This is a genomic window from Idiomarina sp. HB (genome assembly GCF_048059115.1).
GTDB lineage: Bacteria > Pseudomonadota > Gammaproteobacteria > Enterobacterales > Alteromonadaceae > Idiomarina > Idiomarina abyssalis.
This window is the reverse complement of the sequence record NZ_JAYLVU010000001.1, coordinates 1-16,880: the sequence shown is the minus strand read 5'-3', so window position 1 is coordinate 16,880 and position 16,880 is coordinate 1. Positions and strand designations below refer to the sequence as shown.

Here is a 16,880-nt window from a genome sequence, read left to right as displayed (position 1 = left end):
AGGTATTACTCAAGAATAATTATAAAAAATAGTAGACTTCGATGCCTAATCAGTATTTTGACCAACTTATCGATCAGTTAAAGCCGCTCGTTTACGATACCGACTTTGATACGCTGTTTCAGTCTTTAACTGAAAACGAAGATGGTCCGACCCGCTTCAAACTAAAAATGGAGCTTAGACGTTTGGCGGCTCCTTGTCACCGTACCGTTGATTTACGTAATCAAGTCGACGGTGAATGTCACCCTTACGAGTACAACGGCCGCAGGCATCAACTTGACGATGTCGCCATTGAAATTTTTGAGCGCGGCCTGGAAACCTATAAAGGCGTTTTCACACAAGATACTTTCGAGCAAATTCTGGATGCTGATAACCATCTGCGCCAGGCTCGTGAAGAAGAAAGAGCTTTTGCCCAAAGTTTAGCCGACCATAACGCCGAGCCTTTAAATGGTCAATCGCCCTTTCCTAATGCTGATAATGAAGCCGAATCCTACTTGTTGGAAACCTTTCACTTTGGTCAATACCCGTATCGTGCCGAAGAACGGATGAATTTTACCATCGAAGTTGGTCTTGAAGACAGTAAAGGACAAACTTATAACGCGGTAACAACGGATATTTCAATTACCGGCATGCGCGTGCGTGTAGATGACGAGCATAGCTTTCAGTACGACGAACTGATATCGCTTTACTTTACCGGGCTGGCAAAAGAGTTCACGGTAGATCCCGATACTCGCATCCCATACCGCGTTGTTGGTGTACAGGAGGTTGACAACAAGCACTACCTCAAATTAAACCGTGACCCCGACTACCACTCTGCCGAACTGGATAAGTTTTTTCACCGCTTTATCAACGGCTACAAAAAGCGCTACCGAGTCAATGTCGATAACACCTACAACACCATCATCACTAAAGGTCATGAACAGCTTCTGTTGCCCAGAATGCAGCAACTTCCGGTGTTCTTTTCTGAATCTAACCGTCAACTTGTTGCCGATTATGTCTTAACCACGGATAACAACCGGTTCATCTTAAATAACTGGATAAACGAACTGAACCAAATCAGTTTCGGCTCAGTCTTTAATGTCCGTCGTAGCCGCTGGTTACTGCAGGACTTACTCAACAAAAAAAGTGCACGGTTACTGATTCTGACCTTTTCAATAACGGCACGAGGTAAAATATATAACTACTCAGCAACGGTTGAAGAGCTACAGAAAACCGGGTTATGGGAAACCTATGTTGCGTTTGGAAGTCAGAAAGCCTCGTGGCGAGTCTACCAAATTGATTTGCGCCCAGTTGACCTGAATCAGGCCTGGCAGCCGCAGAGTGTGCCAAAAAATATCAATGTCCCGTTCCGGTTAAATCCGCCTACCGCGCAGGTCAAAAGAGCAATTTCTCCATTGCGGTACATGGGGGTCGTTAACGATATTACCGACAGTTTAAATGGCTTTTTCGATACCGAACTGGACAAAAACAACCTTTCATCACTGAAGGCGTTTGCCCATCCCCCTGCGGTACCAATTCGAACAAAAGAGGCGCGGCTGGAGTTTATCAATTTACGCAGTGAGAAACGTTTTAGCTACCGTAGCCGCTGTCGCGTTCGGGTTGGAAAGTATGTCCGGGACGGCATGATCATTGACCTTTCCGTTAGTGGTTTGCAGGTTCAGATTGATACCCCGGTTGCCGCTGAGAAAGGTGATAACGTCGAAATATCGATGACTGGCTTTAAGAAGCTGTATAAAAAAGCAAAGCTTGAACACTTGCCTTATACCATTGCTTCAGTTGATGACGCTCGCACAACATTACGATTAAAGATAGACGGCGATCATGAACAGCATATGGGTTCTGAGTTCATCCGTTTTTTAATTCGGGAACAAAGAGACCTATTAAAACTGCAGGTTGAGAACACCTCGATAAACGGCCTGGAGCTTTGTCTTCGCAATTTGTATTGTGATGCACCCGGCTCACTCCCCATTTTCTTCTATAGAAATAAAAAACGAAAAACATCAGTACGTCGTGCTGGTTTGTCTAACTGGCCGTCTGACTGGGTCAGGCTCTTGTCTAAACTTCCGGGAAGCCAACAGAGTGCTCTAAACTTGCAACCGTTAATGCGCGGCTCTTCAGTAACGGAAAAGCTACTGCCAAAGCTTGAGGATATGGATCGCACATCGGAACCGGTTACATTGCTGCTGTTATTACGTCTTTATCGCCAAAGTGGTGAAGATATTGTTCAAACTCAATGGCTGGAAAGTAACGACAACCACGCCATTGAATCTTTTATTGAGCAATGCTTGCCTAATTCTATCTTCCGCGCAGTAAGGGTTACTTTATCAAGAACCGGGAAACCTGATACTCAATTTATTCAGGCCGAACTTAACTACATTAGCCGGTACGCGGCTTACCGGGCACAGGAAATAGAAGAAGACTTGTGGCAAGTCTATGCCATTGCCGATACCGTTGATGTTACTGAAAGCTTACTCGAGTTTGCCCTGCCTGATACCAATACAATTGAAGAGCAACAAGAACGGCTAAACACCTGGCTCAATAAGTTTTGAATGCTGCAGACACGGAATGATCTCAAGTAGACTGTTCGAATTTATCGAGTAATCCGCAACAGCCTGCAAAGCAGGCTTTGCATTGTAAGCAATACCAATTGCTGCAGTTTCAAGCATAAGGGCATCGTTAGCGCCGTCACCGACAGCTACCGTTCTTTCCCGTGGAATGTTCCACTTGTCAGCAAGTATTTCCAGCTGTTGTGCTTTCATTTTTGCATCAACAATACTTCCCAGAACTTTCCCCGATAAACAACCATTAACGACTTCAAGTCGGTTCGCCAATACAGCATCCAGTTTGAGTGCCTTTTGCACTTTATCAGCAAACCATGTGAAGCCACCGGAAACTAAGGCAGTTTTCCAGCCTCTATTTTGCAACGAAAGCAGTAATTCTGATGCGCCGGGGTTAAATGGAATTGGATTAAAAAGGCTTTCTAAGTCACTTTCTTTAACTCCCGATAAACAAGCGACACGCAGCTTAAGGCTCTCACTAAAATCAATTTCACCTCGCATAGCGGCTTCCGTTATTGCTGAGACTTTAGTATAACGGTCATTTAATCGTGCAATTTCATCGATACACTCAATACCAATTAAGGTAGAATCCATGTCGAAGACGATTAAACCGGAACTGTGTTTCATTGAACGGAAAACTCCTGAGCTGGGCCCATGCAACTAACAGAATTTAAGCAATGGCATCGATTAAAAAACACCTTGCTTAACAACAAAACCAAAGCGATTGCTCGTATTATGTTTAAACGAGCGCTTCGTCTGGCTACTGCTGGCGGCTTGTTGCTGATCATTATTAATGTTTGGAATATTGCCAGTGTCCAGTCTCAACAGCAACTGTTCTCTCAAACTCAGTCAGTTACTCAATTAATGATTGAGCAGGCTGAGCATGAGGCGCATTACTGGCTTGAGCACCAAAACACCGAACGTTTGACTGCCTTAACCGATCATATTGCCAGCAACCCGCAGGTAATGGCAGCCACAATCCGTAACCGTTTTGGTGAGTTATTGGTTCATAGTGGGGTCAGCGCATCGATGATTGATTGGCCGGCAACCGATGATGCATCAGAGCCCTGGGTTCTCATAGAGGAAATAAGCCTTGAAGATAACGTAAGTGGTTACTTACAAGTAGTCTTTGATAAGAATCTTTTGCTTAAAAAAAGCCAGACCGCCCACAATGGGCTAATGCAGCAAGGAAAGTTACTTCTGCTGCTGGCTATGTTGGCAGGCGTATTTATTATGCTTGGTTTTAACCGGATACGTGACCGCTACTGGCAGACGGAACATCACTAAAAAGTTCGCAACTGTTTTGCCACAAAGTATCACTCAGTGACTCTTTACTCATGTCTCTAAGCTCTGCTAAAACATCCAAAACCTTTGCAATTCTGGCCGGCTCGTTACGCTGGCCCTGATAACCGCAAACCGGCATATCCGGTGAGTCTGTTTCCAGCACTAATGCAGATACAGGAACTTTTGCTATTGCTTCACGCGTTTTTTTTGCCCGAGTGTAAGTGATTACTCCGCCAACACCCAGTTTATAGCCGCAATCGACAAATTTCATAGCCTGCTCGTAACTGCCACTAAAGGCGTGTATAACACCGGAATCAGGGCCGTGCTGCTTCACCAGCGGATGCGTTGTCTCCAGAGTTTTGCGGTGATGAATAATAGCCGGGAGACCGTATTGCCGCGCCAGCTTCAACTGTTCAATGAAAAGTTTACGCTGGAGCTCTGAGTTTTCACAGGTGGCATCCAGCCCTATTTCGCCTACCGCCAGTAAACGTTCCTTTGGTTTATCCAGCGCCTGTTCCAACTCATCAATTTGATTCAGGCTGTGCTTCTCTATAAACCAAGGGTGCAAACCTAACGCAAAACGCCAGCTCGAAAACTGTTCAACCAGTTGCTGCAACCGGGGCCATTGCTCAGCACTGACACCCGGCACCATAAAACGCCCTAAGCCTACCTCTTTAGCGTTCTCCAGAACCTGCTCCCGATCGTCATCAAATGCCTGAAAGTCGAGATGGCAATGCGTATCGTAAAGCCTACTCATAAGCCTTAATGTTCGCGTGTGTGAGTAAATTCAATATCGGGGTAACGCTCTTCCGCCAGGCTTAAGTTCACCATAGTGGGTGCAATGTAGGTCAGATTATCACCACCGTCTAATGCCAGATTAGATTCCGCTTTACGACGAAATTCGTCCAGCTTCTTCTCGTCTTTACTACTGACCCAGCGCGCTGTCGCAACATTGATGTTTTCATACATGGCATCTACTTTATATTCTGTTCTCAAACGATGCACAACAACATCAAACTGCAGAACTCCAACAGCTCCAACTATCAAGTCATTACTGATAAGTGGGCGGAATACCTGCACCGCGCCCTCTTCGGATAACTGCACCAAACCTTTCAGCAGTTGCTTCTGCTTTAGGGGGTCTTTTAAGCGAATGCGACGGAAAAGTTCAGGCGCAAAGTTAGGAATGCCGCTAAATTTAAAATCCTCACCTGCAGTAAATGTATCACCAATTTGTATAGTGCCATGGTTGTGCAAGCCGATAATGTCACCAGGATAAGCCTCTTCCACATGCGAACGGTCACCGGCTAAGAAGGTTAAAGCATCGCTAATACGCACGTCTTTACCCGTACGCACCTGCCTCATCTTCATGCCCTTCTCATATTTGCCTGAAACAATTCTTAAGAAAGCGACACGGTCGCGATGGCGCGGATCCATATTCGCCTGAATTTTAAAAATAAATCCGGAGAAATCTTTGTTATCTGCACTGACGCTTTCTTGTTGATCAGTCTCCCGGGGCTGAGGTCTTGGAGCCCAATCAACCAGGCCATCCAGCATATGATCAACACCAAAATTACCTAATGCGGTACCAAAGAAGACCGGGGTCAACTCACCGGCAAGAAACAGTTCTTTATCAAAAGGATTAGAAGCACCGTTGACCAGCTCTATTTGCTCACGCAGCTCGTCCGCCCATGCACCTATTTTTTCATCCAGCTCAGGGTTATCCAGACCTTTTATAATGGTCTCTTCCTGTATTCTGTGTCCCTGGCCTGTTTTGTACAATATGGTTTCATCTTTAAGTAAATGATAAACACCTTTAAAGTTCTTACCGGAACCTATTGGCCAGGTAATTGGTGCACACATAATTTTCAGTACGTCTTCCACTTCATCCAGCAACTCAAGAGGGTCACGAATGTCACGGTCAAGCTTGTTCATGAAAGTAATAATTGGTGTGTCGCGTAAGCGAGTCACTTCCATCAACTTAATCGTCCGATCCTCGACACCTTTGGCACCATCAATAACCATCAGGCAGGAGTCAACCGCTGTTAGTGTGCGGTAAGTATCTTCAGAAAAGTCCTCGTGTCCCGGTGTATCGAGTAAGTTTACCAAGGCATCGTTATATGGAAACTGCATGACTGAGGTCGTTACCGATATGCCACGCTCCTGCTCCATCTGCATCCAGTCTGATTTTGCATGCTGCCCCGATTTCTTCCCTTTAATTGTACCGGCCTTCTGAATCTGATGACCGTGCAGCAATACCTTCTCGGTAATCGTTGTTTTACCAGCATCCGGGTGAGAGATAATGGCAAAGGTACGACGTTTCGCGACTTCATTCTGCAAGCTGGATTCCGACATCAATGACACTCTTTGTGGTTAAAATGGTTTATGCGGCTTATTTTCGCTGATCTTATACCGATACACAAACCAAGGATGGTTATCAAATGGTAGCTACCGTATTTATACCAGAAGGATAGCTCTCTACAACTTTATAGCCTGCCCTTCTTCCATGGGCGGTAAATCAAATAGATGACACAGGGTCTGACCTAAATCGGCAAAGCTTTGTCTTTTACCCCGGTTGCCTGCAGCTACATGGTGACCAGACAGCAACAGGGGAATGTATTCGCGAGTATGATCGGTACCTTCCCATGTAGGGTCACATCCATGATCAGCTGTTAACACCAGGATATCCTCCGGCTTCATTGCAGACTCAATTACTGGCAGCCATTTATCAAAGGCTTCAAGCTCACTTGCATACCCTTCAATGTTACGGCGATGCCCGTACAAGGTGTCAAAATCAACAAGGTTCGTAAAAATGAGTGAGTTGTCCGGACCTGTTTCCATCGCATTTAATGTTGCGGTTAACAGCCCTTCCAGACCGGATGCTTTTATTGACTGAGTAACACCCTGCCCTGCAAAAATATCGGCTATTTTTCCAATAGCGATAACCTCTCCACCCTTCTCCTGCAACTTATCCAGTACCGTCGGTTTAGGCGGTAAAACCGAATAGTCTTTGCGATTTGCGGTCCGCTCAAAAGTGTCGGCATTTTCACCAACAAAGGGCCGGGCTATAACCCGGCCAATATTATAGGGCTCCAGAAGCTCCCGTACTTTTTCACAAACCTGATATAAACGTTTAAGGCCGAAGTGCTCTTCGTGAGCCGCAATTTGAAAAACGGAATCGGCAGAGGTATAAAAAATTGGCCAGCCGGTACGAATGTGTTGCTCACCTAACTGTTTAATAATTTCTGTACCCGATGCATGACAGTTGCCAAGTATGCCTTGAAGTTCACAAGCTTCGGTTATCTGAGCTAATAGTTCCGCCGGAAAGCTGTTTTCCTTATCTTCAAAGTAGCCCCACTCAAAGTGCACAGGAACGCCCATCAACTCCCAGTGACCTGAGGGTGTGTCTTTTCCCGATGAAATCTCTGCCGCACAGGCATAGGCACCGCTTAGAGCGGAAGGTTTGTGACCTCTGGCATAAAATCCCGTAGCCTCTTTATGAGCTTCAAATAGTCCCAGACGGGTTAGGTTCGGCAAGTGCAGAGGTTTACCCTGTTTGTGCCGATACTCCGCGATATGACCAAAGGTATCAGCTCCGGCGTCGCCAAACTTTTCAGCATCCGGAGCGCAGCCAATACCAAAAGAATCTAATACCACGACAATGGCTCTGCTCATGCTTAATTTCCCGCTATTCTTTGATAGATAACACCAGTGGTGGATGGCTTTTGCGTACTAAAACTTATCGCTTTTAAGATACGTTCAGCAGCCTCATTCCAGTCAGACTCACAACTTGCATGTAATGTTGCCAGCTCTGTATATGAATCAACTTTTGAACCAATACCAAGGATACCGCTAACACCAACACTTAAGTCTAATATATCATCTGCTTTGCGGCGCCCTCCTCCCAAACACACTACTGCCATTCCCAGCTCTCGGGTATCAACTCCAACAATATAATGCCCGTTGTATTCAGCGGGAGCGATAAGAGGCTTAACGATTTTTGCCTGCGGCAGGTATTCATGACTTTTATCCAGAAAGTCACCGGGGCCACCCAATGACTTAACCATTTTAGCAAAACGCTCTGCCGCACTTCCGTCACTCAGTACTTTCTCTACCATGGCTTCCGCTTGTTCAGTATTGCCCGCCAACTTTCCTGAAACTAAAAGCTCAGCAGACAAGGCTTTGGTTACCTCGTGCAAACGTAAGTCACGGCGCTTCCCACTTAAGTAATCTACAGCTAACTGAACTTCAACGGCATTACCGGCAGCTGAGCCTAAAGCTTCATTCATATCCGTTATTAGCGCCGAGGTCTCAACCCCTAACTCACAACCAACAGTAACCAGACTCTGCGCCAGTTCTTTTGACTTCTCAAAGCTGGGCATAAAAGCGCCGTTACCCGCTTTAACGTCCATAACTAGACCGTCTAACCCTTCAGCAAGCTTTTTTGCCAGAATCGAGGCCGTTATCAGAGGAATTGATTCTACCGTCGCACTGATATCCCGCGTTGCATAAAAACGACTGTCTGCAGGAGCTAAACGCCCCGTCTGACCAATAATTGCGACCCCGGCATTTTTAACGGTATCGCGAAACAACTGATTATCGGGAGCCGTCTGATATCCGGGGATAGAATCAAACTTATCGAGTGTGCCGCCTGTATGCCCTAACCCCCGGCCGGAGATCATCGGGACGTAACCACCGCAGGCAGCAACAATAGGGCCCAACATTAAGCTGACCACATCGCCCACACCACCCGTAGAGTGTTTATCCAGTAAAGGGCCATTCAGATCCTGCTGTCGCCAGTCAAGAACGTCCCCTGAGTCACGCATCGCAACCGTCAGGGCTTTCTTTTCCTCTGCTGACATTCCCTGAAAGTAAACCGCCATAGCAAGAGCAGCTATTTGGCCTTCACTGACCGACTCGTCACAAATGCCGTTAATAAATTCCTGAATATCGGCTGCAGACAAGAAGATACCGTCTCGCTTTTTACGAATGACCTCTTGTGGCAAAAACATCGGTTAAGCCTTAACCAAAATCTTCTGAATGTCCTGTAACAAGCTACTGGCACCAATGCGGAAATGACTCGCGGTGACCCAGTCTTCACCCATCAGCTGTTCAGCTAATTCAATATACTGAACGGCATCGTCGACTGTACGAATACCTCCGGCAGCTTTAAACCCGCAGTCGGTTTGACTGGCTTTTATTACTCCTAACATAGCTTCAGCTGCTTTTAAGGTCGCATTCACTGAAACTTTGCCCGTTGAGGTTTTAATAAAGTCCGCGCCATTTGCAATTGCAAGTTCACTAGCAAGAACGATTTTATCGTGCTGCTCCAGTTCTCCGGATTCGATAATGACTTTTAATTGTACTGAGTCACCGCAAATATCCTTGCATTCTCTTACCAGCTCGGCTGGCGTACTTTCATCACCATTTAATAAAGCTCTGTAGGGCAGGACAACGTCCACTTCATCGGCACCGGCAGCAATCGCACGCTCTGTCTCAGCGGCTGCCCGCTCAACGTCACTGTTGCCATCAGGAAAATTTGTTACGGTAGCAACCTTAGTGCTAAGTCCCTGCTCTTCTAAAAACTGTTTAGCTAAAGCAACCCACTCCGGAAAAACACAAACTGCAGCGACGCTTTTTTCATTGATAGATGCACGTGAGCATAAATCTTCAATGACCTTGCGGTTATCGTCATTATTCAATGTCGTTAAGTCCATGAAGGACAAGGCTTGTAACGCCCGCACTTGTTGCGTTGATGGCATAATTACTCCGTTAGTCTTGTTGACGGCTCCAGCGCATAACTAAAGCATCTTCTCTGCCGCCATCCAATGGATAATAGTTTAACCTGCGACCTACGGTATCAAATCCATTGTGTTCATATAAGCGAATAGCCGCTGAATTCGATGCGCGTACCTCCAGAAAAACAACATACTGATGGTCATAGGCGTAGTCTAATAAGTCCTGCATGAGTTTGTTACCATAGCCCCGCCCCTGAAAAGCGGGATCGACCGCAATGTTGTGCAAGGTCAATTCATCTGCCACTCGCTGACAGATAGTAAAGCCTATAACTTGTGAACCTTGCATTAATCGCCTGCAACGGTAATGCTCGCCAACACTTTGACTGAATACCGTCCATGACCAGGGGTGGCTGTGTGCTTTGTTTTCGACCTCAAACTCGGGTTTACCGGGTTCAAAACTTTCAATTTTAGTGTCTTCAGTACTCACGGTCTTCATTTTGCAGCTGCAGCCAAAGCGTCTTTTTCTGCTCAGTAGAAAGGGGCTTAGCCAGCCAGTCGGTGTAATTAAAACACAAGCCTGGCGTTTGAACTGGCGCTTTTACGGCAACCGGACGTTGCTCAAAATACAAACTAAGATCGTTAATCCAGCCAGGAAGGGAAACCGGCAATTCAACAGCTCCCTGCAAGTAGAGCGGGCCCAGTCGGTAGTAAAATACAGGTGCTGTCGCACTTTTGGTTTGCCATACGGGAATACCCATCAATTGCAAAGCAGTGCGTTGTTGACTGGTCCATTCAGGAAGCATAACGATTACCGTTGAAAACAGATAAGTGCAGTTTACTCAAGCTTTGGAAGGATAGCCAGTCAGAAACTGGCAGGGGCGGAGGGATTCGAACCCCCAACCGTCGGTTTTGGAGACCGCTGTTCTACCAATTGGAACTACGCCCCTAACACTTGAGCGGAGAATTATACCGACACCGAGCATTCAAACAAGCGATATTTGCAAGTCTACTTATCGTTTGCAGATTAATTAAACAATTCTGACTAAGCTTCTGCGTCAAAGAGCTCTTCATGAACAATTTGTAGTATTTCTTCTACCTTAAACTCATCAATTTGAAAATGTTCCAGCACCCCATCCTGAACTTGCTCCCATTCTTCTTCTCCCGCCAGGCTCCGAGTTCTCATATCCACCGCGTAACGCGCAATTTTAAGTATTCCCAGAAGATCCAACGTCAGGCTATCCAACTCACTAGAGTGAGTGAAAATAGAGCTGTCTTCAAACAAGTAGTAAATCACTTCGACAACGATTTTGGGCAACTTCCAATGCTGAGCCAATAAGGCGCCTATCGTAGTATGTGTTGTCTGAAATAACTCTTGTTCTTTTATCTGCACCTTGGGCCAGGGAGTGCTTGCTGATGCGTTAAGCAAGTCGGCATAATCATCAAATTCAGCCAGCATGACCGGTATGCCGGAGCTTTGAAATAACCCGAGCATATACGCATGGTCTCTTAATTCGGGGCGTCCTATAGATTCTGCGACCAAAACACAGGCGCTGGCAACCCACTCGTTATACCGCCAGAACTCGTTAAGATCGTAGTCGGAAGTTAACGCTGACTTTAGCGCAACGGCCCGAACAATAGGAAACACCCGACGGAATCCAAGCGTCATAACAGCCTGTTGGATAGAGTCGACCTCTTTAGCCCGACGGTAAGCAGCGGAATTAACTACCTGCAAAACAGCTGCAGCTATACTCATATCGGCAGAGATCGATTCCGCAATAACACCAACATCAGGTTCATCTTTTTTGGCTTCACTACTGACAGTTAACAGAGTTTGAGGGCGCGGAGGAATACTGACTCTTTGTAGCAATCGTTTCTCTGCTGTCGTAATTTCTATCGCCATAGTATCTCCAGATTGAACCCAATGATTTACATGAAATCTTAAAGCATGTCATTATGTTGAAACGTTTTATCAGGTATAACACTTCAATGTCTTACTTTCGATGTATTCTCTTTGTTTGTGCGTTAATTTTCAGCACCTTTGCTCATGCTTCGGTAGAAGTTGAGGTTTCAGGTGTTGAAGGCGATGAGTACAACAACGTTATGGCATTGTTGCAAATAGCCCGTCTGGACGAAAATAAAAGTTATGCCGCTTATCGAGTTCGGTATTTACACCGACAAGCGCCTAAAGACATCAAAAAGGCACTACGTCCGTACGGATATTATCAGGTTGAAGTGAATGCTCAACTAGAAACTGTCGATTACGGCTGGTCAGCATCGTACCAGGTGAGCTTAAACGAACCGGTTCGAATTTCGCAAAATTCATGGAAAATAAAAGGCGATGCGACGGACGATAAAGCTTTTAAGAAAGTTATTGAAAGCAGTAACCTGAAGGAGCAGGAGCGCTTTATTCACAGCCACTATGAAAGCGTCAAATCGCGTCTTTTATCCTTAGCCAGTCAACGCGGCTATCACGATGCCCGTTTCATAGAACACAACGTTGAAATAGATGTTGAAAAGAATTCAGCCGCAATTAATGTCGTATTTGATTCCGGACAACGCTACAAATATGGGCAAATTACCTTTGAACAAGACATTCTGGATGACGAGTTACTGCAGCGCTACGTTCCCTTTGAACAAGGTGAAGGCTACAACACTCAAGAGCTCAGTCAATTACAAATAGCTCTGGGCGATAGCGGATACTTTTCATCGGTTCAGGTCAGTCCGCAGTGGAATGAGTCTAAGCAACACAGAGTGCCTATTACTGTCAATTCTGAGCCAAACTTCAGAAACCAATACCAATACGGCATCGGCTACGGTACCGATACCGGAGCCCGCGTGAGAGCCAGTATTAACCGCCGCTGGGTGAATACAGAAGGCCACCAGTTGCGTGGAACGACGCAAATCTCTGAAGTCGAAAGCACTGTCGGCGCTAATTACATCATTCCCGGTAAGAAGCCACAATCCGATTATTACCAAATACGAGCAGAAGCCTCGGATAAAAACAACGAAGGACAGAACAACCGACTCTATCGTCTGGGAGCTTCTAGTATCGTGGCAATGAATAAGTGGCGGCGTGAATATGGACTGCACTGGCAACGCGACGACTTCGAAATCGGTGAAAGTTCCGGAACCAGCCAGTTCCTTATTCCTCAGGCAAGCTGGAACTATATGACCGCTGATGGTCGCTTAAACATTGATAAAGGCTTCCGGTTTGATATTACCTTAAAGGCTGCCAATGAGGCTCTGTTATCCGATGCAGACCTGGCGAGCCTGGAACTTGGCTTTAAAGCTGTTGTCCCTTTAACTGACAGAATACGCTTTCTTGCCCGGGCAGAAGCCGGGGCGACTTATATTAAAGACTTTGATCAACTACCACCGTCACTACGTTTCTTTGCTGGTGGTGACAATAGTGTACGTGGCTATGCCTATGAACAACTGGGGCCGGAAGATGATACAGGAACTGTTATCGGTGGCCGTTACCTAGCGGTCGCCAGCGCGGAAATCGACTATCGATTTAAGGATAACTGGCGTGTCGCCCTCTTCACCGATATTGGTAATGCCATGATTGAACCTAATGAAAAACTCAAACAAAGTGTCGGTTTTGGTGTTCGCTGGATATCGCCCATTGGCTCAATCCGTCTTGACTTGGCACAGGCGATAGACGAGCCAGGTAAACCGTGGCGCCTGCACTTTACATTAGGCCCCGATCTATGAGGGTATATCGCTGGTTAGCAGGGACTATCCTGAGTCTGGTTCTCTTGGTTCCTATTATAGCTTTTAGTCTGGTTGCCAGCGAAAGCGGCAGTCGATGGGTATTAACCCAGGCGCAGAAGTATGCCCCTGTTGAATTCAGTTATAGTCAGTTTAATGGAAGCCTTTTAAATGAGTTTGAGTTCAGAGACTTTAGCTTAGAGGCCGGTACTTTTTCTTATGCCCCGGAACAGCTCAAAGTAAGCTGGAAACCTTTTGCTCTATTATCGGGTGTGCTTAGAATAAACAGCGTTAAAAGTAACGGCGGTGAAATAAGGCTGCGAGCGGCAGAACAAGAGCAAAGTGACGCCTCAGAAACTTCTATTCAAGACATTTCAATTGAACTCCCTATAGACTTCAATGTGCTCAAGTTATCCATTGAAAAAACGCAATTTTTTATTCTAGAAACTCCTGCGCAGAACCTAAATATTAATGCGTCAGTGAGGCTTGATACAAGTGGGAGCCTAAACATTCGGGAGCTGCAGCTCGAGCATCAATACATGACAACGACAATTAGCGGCAGAACCAAGCTTTCTTACCCGTTTGATAGCAACCTTAATAACAACACACACCTGCACTCGCCGGACTACCCCGAGCTAAAAGTCAAAAGTCGTATAGTCGGTAACCTGCATAAGCTATCGACGACTAGTGAATTATCAGAAGGCCTTATCGGCACGATCTCGGCTGAATTACAGGACCCAATTAGTGACCTTAAATGGCAGCTTACGAGTCAATGGCAAGACAATAATATAACTCCATGGTTGGCGAGTTTCGGCGCAGATACCCTCAACCTGAGTTTCAACGGAACCCTTAACGGACAAGGCGGTATGGATCATATCGAGCTGGAGCCTTCGATTTCCGTCATGGTTAATAAGCAACAAGCAGATATTGATGGCAACCTGAACTACAGGAACAACGTACTGGCCCTGAACGCTCTTAATATTCAGCCCCAGGGAGACATTGACGGTGTGTTAACTCTTCAGGGAGAAATCTCATCACTGAAAGCTAATCCGGAAATAAATGTATCGGCAACCTGGGATGAGATTATCTATGAACCCAATCAACTGACTAGCCGAAATGGCAAACTGACAGCGCAGGGCACGATAGGTGATTTGGCTATCTATTTGGACAATACGCTTACCGGATTACTAGGGAATGATTTAAACCTTACAACAGAAGCCGAACTAACGGAGAAAAGTTTAAAGCTAACTCAGTGGCGACTGTCTCAAAACGACGAGCAAGTAAATGGCAACGCGATCATTGAGTGGAAAGATAACCTTTCGCTGGCCGCTAACCTCACAGGTAGTTTTCAACAGCAGACAGTAGACGCAAAAGTTAGATTGCGTCTGTTAGATCCCTATTTATTTGTCGACCAACTAGAAGCACGCTGGGGCCCACACTCGTTATTAGCCAATGGGGCGCTCAGTCCTGGCAGCAAATTAAACTGGAAGCTAAGCTCCGCAGACTTAAGCACGCTATCAGATATCAAAGGTGAACTGGCAGCGGAAGGAAGTATCAACGGTCAACTCAACCAATCAAGGTTTGATTTTGATATTGCAGAGTTTCACCTGAAATTACCTGACTATAATGCGATTACTCTGAACCAGTCAGTAGCCGGCTCTTTTAATTATCAAGAAAGCACATTTGACGTAACTCCGGTTTGCCTAAACTATAAAGGACTACGTAAACCGTTATGTGCTCAATTAGAGCAACAAAAAGATTCAGTAAACTTTACTGCAGACGCCAGCCAAGTGCCTTTGAATTTGCTTCAGGCAATTGTCTTACCTGACAGTCCTTACACCTTAAGTGGAGAGCTCTCTTTAGAAATTGATGGTGAATTTAATAATCAGACAATGAGATTGGAAAAATTCGAGGGAGTCGTCAACGCAGATAACTCTAAAATACAAGCGGGTGAAGAAGTCATAACCTTAAATCAGCTAGTGCTAAAAGCAAAAAACGGCGCAGAGCAAGATCTTGATATTTCACTGACTGCTAAAGCCAATGAACTGGACTTTGATCTGTCTGGAGAGCTGAATATTGAGCAGTTAAATACCAATAGCCCAATATCGGGAAAAGTGCTACTGAGCTCAAAAAGCCTGGAGTTGTTAAATCTATTTGCACCACAGATTAATATAGGTGACGGAAACACTAAAGCCGAACTGACTATAGCGGGTAAGCTTAACGATCCAACCGCATCAGGAAGCATGAACTTATCTGCAGACAGAATTGTTTTGCTTTCTAGCGGTACTTTGATAACGAATTTAGAGGCCGAGCTAACAGCCGACGCAAATGTTGGGCAGTTTACCGTTAGTGCTAATGGTACGGTAGGTCAAGGAGATGTCGATATTAAGGGTCGATTCAATGTCCTTAAGCGAGTTGGCCTGCTAACGATAAAAGGCAAAGACTTATTAATTTTAGATACGCCGGATCTCTTACTATCGGCTTCGCCTGATGTCAAAATTGAGCTGCAAGAGAACCTCATAACTCTTACTGGGGACTTAGACGTTCCCAAAGCACGCATTACCCCGGTAGAGTTAAACCAGGCTGTTACAGAGTCTGCTGACGTCAATATAAAGAACGAGAAGAAAGAAGAATCTTTGTTCAGAACAAAAGCAGATATTACGGTGAGTTTAGGAAAAAGTGTACGCGTTGAAGCTATGGGGTTCTCCGGGAACCTGCAAGGACAGTTACGAATTAGCCAACAACCAAACTCTGCCGCTACAGGAAATGGAAGTATTGGCGTTGTTTCAGGAGATTACGAAATCTACGGGCAGAAACTGGCTATAGAGCGCGGCGATCTCTTATTTAACGGCGGGCCTTTAGATACACCGTCTTTAAATCTACGAGTAACGCGAAATATAAAAGGTAACGGTGCTTCACAACGTCCTCCTGAAATTATCGGAGCACGAGTAACAGGGACAATAGAACAGCCTGAACTCAGCTTATTTTCGACACCACCGCTTCCTGACAGCACAATTCTTTCTTACCTATTATTTGGTAAACCACCAGGAAACCAGGGAGATGTCAATAACCTTGAGTTACAAGCTGCACTATTAGTCGGGGGGCGGAGCACGGAGTTTCTGACTGAAGGGATAAAAAGTACTTTTGATTTAGATGAAGTGTCGTTGGACTCAGAAACCAACGATGTAAATGATACATCTCTTTATATTGGTAAATACTTATCGCCTCAATTATATATCAAATACGGAATAGGTTTACTCGAGCCCACTTCCACTTTCATATTGCGCTACACACTATCTGAAAGGCTACTGTTCGAATCGACCTCAAGTACAGAAGGTCAAGGTGGTGACTTGATATATACCATAGAAAACTAAAGTTAAGCCTTGCACTCAGAAGTAAGTTAAATGAGCATCCCCCTCTTCGAGGCTACTTCCATATTATAATCAGACAGTTTACCTGACCTTTTAGTACCTGATGCTGCTGAAGTGAGGTATTTTGTGACGGACATAAAAAAACCCCGGCGCGTTAGCACCGGGGTCTTCCTATTTGTAGTCTGGACAAGGTTTCGCAGAGCTCAACCTGTTCAGCGGGGTAA

13 protein-coding genes and 1 tRNA gene are annotated in these 16,880 nt (G+C 45.6%); 4 read left to right on the top strand and 10 right to left on the bottom strand.

From position 1 onward, the window contains the following. Positions 1 to 41 precede the first annotated feature (41 nt). A complete protein-coding gene (locus VBY75_RS00070; protein ID WP_222235633.1) occupies positions 42 to 2,546 on the top strand; it encodes a PilZ domain-containing protein in 2,505 nt (834 codons plus the stop codon). Here the strand turns inward: VBY75_RS00070 and serB are convergent. Beyond that, positions 2,520 to 3,182 (bottom strand): phosphoserine phosphatase SerB, encoded by a 663-nt coding sequence (serB, locus tag VBY75_RS00065; RefSeq protein WP_199493871.1) that lies wholly within the window; start codon positions 3,180 to 3,182, stop codon positions 2,520 to 2,522. The genes VBY75_RS00070 and serB overlap by 27 nt on opposite strands. Before the next feature lie 27 nt (positions 3,183 to 3,209). Between serB and VBY75_RS00060 the strand changes: the two genes are divergently transcribed. After that, entirely contained in the window at positions 3,210 to 3,842 is a 633-nt protein-coding gene (locus tag VBY75_RS00060; protein WP_416510474.1) for a YtjB family periplasmic protein, read from the top strand. Here VBY75_RS00060 and VBY75_RS00055 read toward each other — a convergent pair. From VBY75_RS00055 to VBY75_RS00015, 9 genes are all read right to left on the bottom strand, one after another. After that, positions 3,799 to 4,596 carry a TatD family hydrolase gene (locus VBY75_RS00055; RefSeq protein WP_416510472.1) on the bottom strand — a complete coding sequence of 266 codons (798 nt, stop codon included), beginning with the start codon at positions 4,594 to 4,596 and terminating at the stop codon, positions 3,799 to 3,801. The genes VBY75_RS00060 and VBY75_RS00055 overlap by 44 nt on opposite strands. A 5-nt stretch (positions 4,597 to 4,601) precedes the next feature. Continuing rightward, the gene (prfC, locus tag VBY75_RS00050; protein ID WP_054491102.1) at positions 4,602 to 6,191 is read right to left on the bottom strand and encodes a peptide chain release factor 3; all 1,590 of its coding nucleotides are present in this window, start codon (positions 6,189 to 6,191) and stop codon (positions 4,602 to 4,604) included. Positions 6,192 to 6,314: 123 nt separating this feature from the next. Then, positions 6,315 to 7,511: a phosphopentomutase gene (locus tag VBY75_RS00045; protein ID WP_416510470.1), complete on the bottom strand. Its 1,197-nt coding sequence runs from the start codon at positions 7,509 to 7,511 to the stop codon at positions 6,315 to 6,317. Positions 7,512 to 7,513: 2 nt separating this feature from the next. Then, positions 7,514 to 8,848 carry a thymidine phosphorylase gene (gene deoA / locus VBY75_RS00040; RefSeq protein ID WP_416510468.1) on the bottom strand — a complete coding sequence of 445 codons (1,335 nt, stop codon included), beginning with the start codon at positions 8,846 to 8,848 and terminating at the stop codon, positions 7,514 to 7,516. 3 nt (positions 8,849 to 8,851) lie between these two features. Continuing rightward, on the bottom strand, positions 8,852 to 9,598 hold the full coding sequence (gene deoC / locus VBY75_RS00035) for a deoxyribose-phosphate aldolase (RefSeq protein WP_416510466.1): 747 nt from the start codon (positions 9,596 to 9,598) through the stop codon (positions 8,852 to 8,854). Positions 9,599 to 9,608: 10 nt separating this feature from the next. Then, positions 9,609 to 10,070 carry a ribosomal protein S18-alanine N-acetyltransferase gene (rimI, locus tag VBY75_RS00030; protein WP_222235638.1) on the bottom strand — a complete coding sequence of 154 codons (462 nt, stop codon included), beginning with the start codon at positions 10,068 to 10,070 and terminating at the stop codon, positions 9,609 to 9,611. Beyond that, positions 10,051 to 10,377 carry a hypothetical protein gene (locus tag VBY75_RS00025; protein ID WP_054491107.1) on the bottom strand — a complete coding sequence of 109 codons (327 nt, stop codon included), beginning with the start codon at positions 10,375 to 10,377 and terminating at the stop codon, positions 10,051 to 10,053. The genes rimI and VBY75_RS00025 overlap by 20 nt, the downstream gene beginning before the upstream one ends. A 67-nt stretch (positions 10,378 to 10,444) precedes the next feature. Beyond that, a tRNA-Trp gene (locus tag VBY75_RS00020) sits at positions 10,445 to 10,521 on the bottom strand. Between the two features lie 95 nt (positions 10,522 to 10,616). After that, on the bottom strand, positions 10,617 to 11,474 hold the full coding sequence (locus VBY75_RS00015; RefSeq protein WP_054491108.1) for an HDOD domain-containing protein: 858 nt from the start codon (positions 11,472 to 11,474) through the stop codon (positions 10,617 to 10,619). 86 nt (positions 11,475 to 11,560) lie between these two features. On the opposite strand from VBY75_RS00015, the gene VBY75_RS00010 reads away from it, so the two are divergent. Together VBY75_RS00010 and VBY75_RS00005 are read left to right on the top strand one after the other, a co-directional pair. Then, positions 11,561 to 13,288 (top strand): autotransporter assembly complex protein TamA, encoded by a 1,728-nt coding sequence (locus tag VBY75_RS00010; protein WP_416510463.1) that lies wholly within the window; start codon positions 11,561 to 11,563, stop codon positions 13,286 to 13,288. Continuing rightward, entirely contained in the window at positions 13,285 to 16,659 is a 3,375-nt protein-coding gene (locus VBY75_RS00005; protein WP_278356344.1) for a translocation/assembly module TamB domain-containing protein, read from the top strand. Before VBY75_RS00010 ends, VBY75_RS00005 begins: the two co-directional genes overlap by 4 nt. The last annotated feature ends 221 nt before the right edge of the window (positions 16,660 to 16,880 follow it).

Bases quoted from the DNA above. Each gene is read 5' to 3' on its own strand.
- VBY75_RS00070 (WP_222235633.1), top strand. From the start codon at position 42: ATGCCTAATCAGTATTTTGACCAACTTATCGATCAGTTAAAGCCGCTC.
- serB (WP_199493871.1), bottom strand. From the start codon at position 3,182: ATGAAACACAGTTCCGGTTTAATCGTCTTCGACATGGATTCTACCTTA.
- VBY75_RS00060 (WP_416510474.1), top strand. From the start codon at position 3,210: ATGCAACTAACAGAATTTAAGCAATGGCATCGATTAAAAAACACCTTG.
- VBY75_RS00055 (WP_416510472.1), bottom strand. From the start codon at position 4,596: ATGAGTAGGCTTTACGATACGCATTGCCATCTCGACTTTCAGGCATTT.
- prfC (WP_054491102.1), bottom strand. From the start codon at position 6,191: ATGTCGGAATCCAGCTTGCAGAATGAAGTCGCGAAACGTCGTACCTTT.
- VBY75_RS00045 (WP_416510470.1), bottom strand. From the start codon at position 7,511: ATGAGCAGAGCCATTGTCGTGGTATTAGATTCTTTTGGTATTGGCTGC.
- deoA (WP_416510468.1), bottom strand. From the start codon at position 8,848: ATGTTTTTGCCACAAGAGGTCATTCGTAAAAAGCGAGACGGTATCTTC.
- deoC (WP_416510466.1), bottom strand. From the start codon at position 9,598: ATGCCATCAACGCAACAAGTGCGGGCGTTACAAGCCTTGTCCTTCATG.
- rimI (WP_222235638.1), bottom strand. From the start codon at position 10,070: ATGAAGACCGTGAGTACTGAAGACACTAAAATTGAAAGTTTTGAACCC.
- VBY75_RS00025 (WP_054491107.1), bottom strand. From the start codon at position 10,377: ATGCTTCCTGAATGGACCAGTCAACAACGCACTGCTTTGCAATTGATG.
- VBY75_RS00015 (WP_054491108.1), bottom strand. From the start codon at position 11,474: ATGGCGATAGAAATTACGACAGCAGAGAAACGATTGCTACAAAGAGTC.
- VBY75_RS00010 (WP_416510463.1), top strand. From the start codon at position 11,561: ATGTCTTACTTTCGATGTATTCTCTTTGTTTGTGCGTTAATTTTCAGC.
- VBY75_RS00005 (WP_278356344.1), top strand. From the start codon at position 13,285: ATGAGGGTATATCGCTGGTTAGCAGGGACTATCCTGAGTCTGGTTCTC.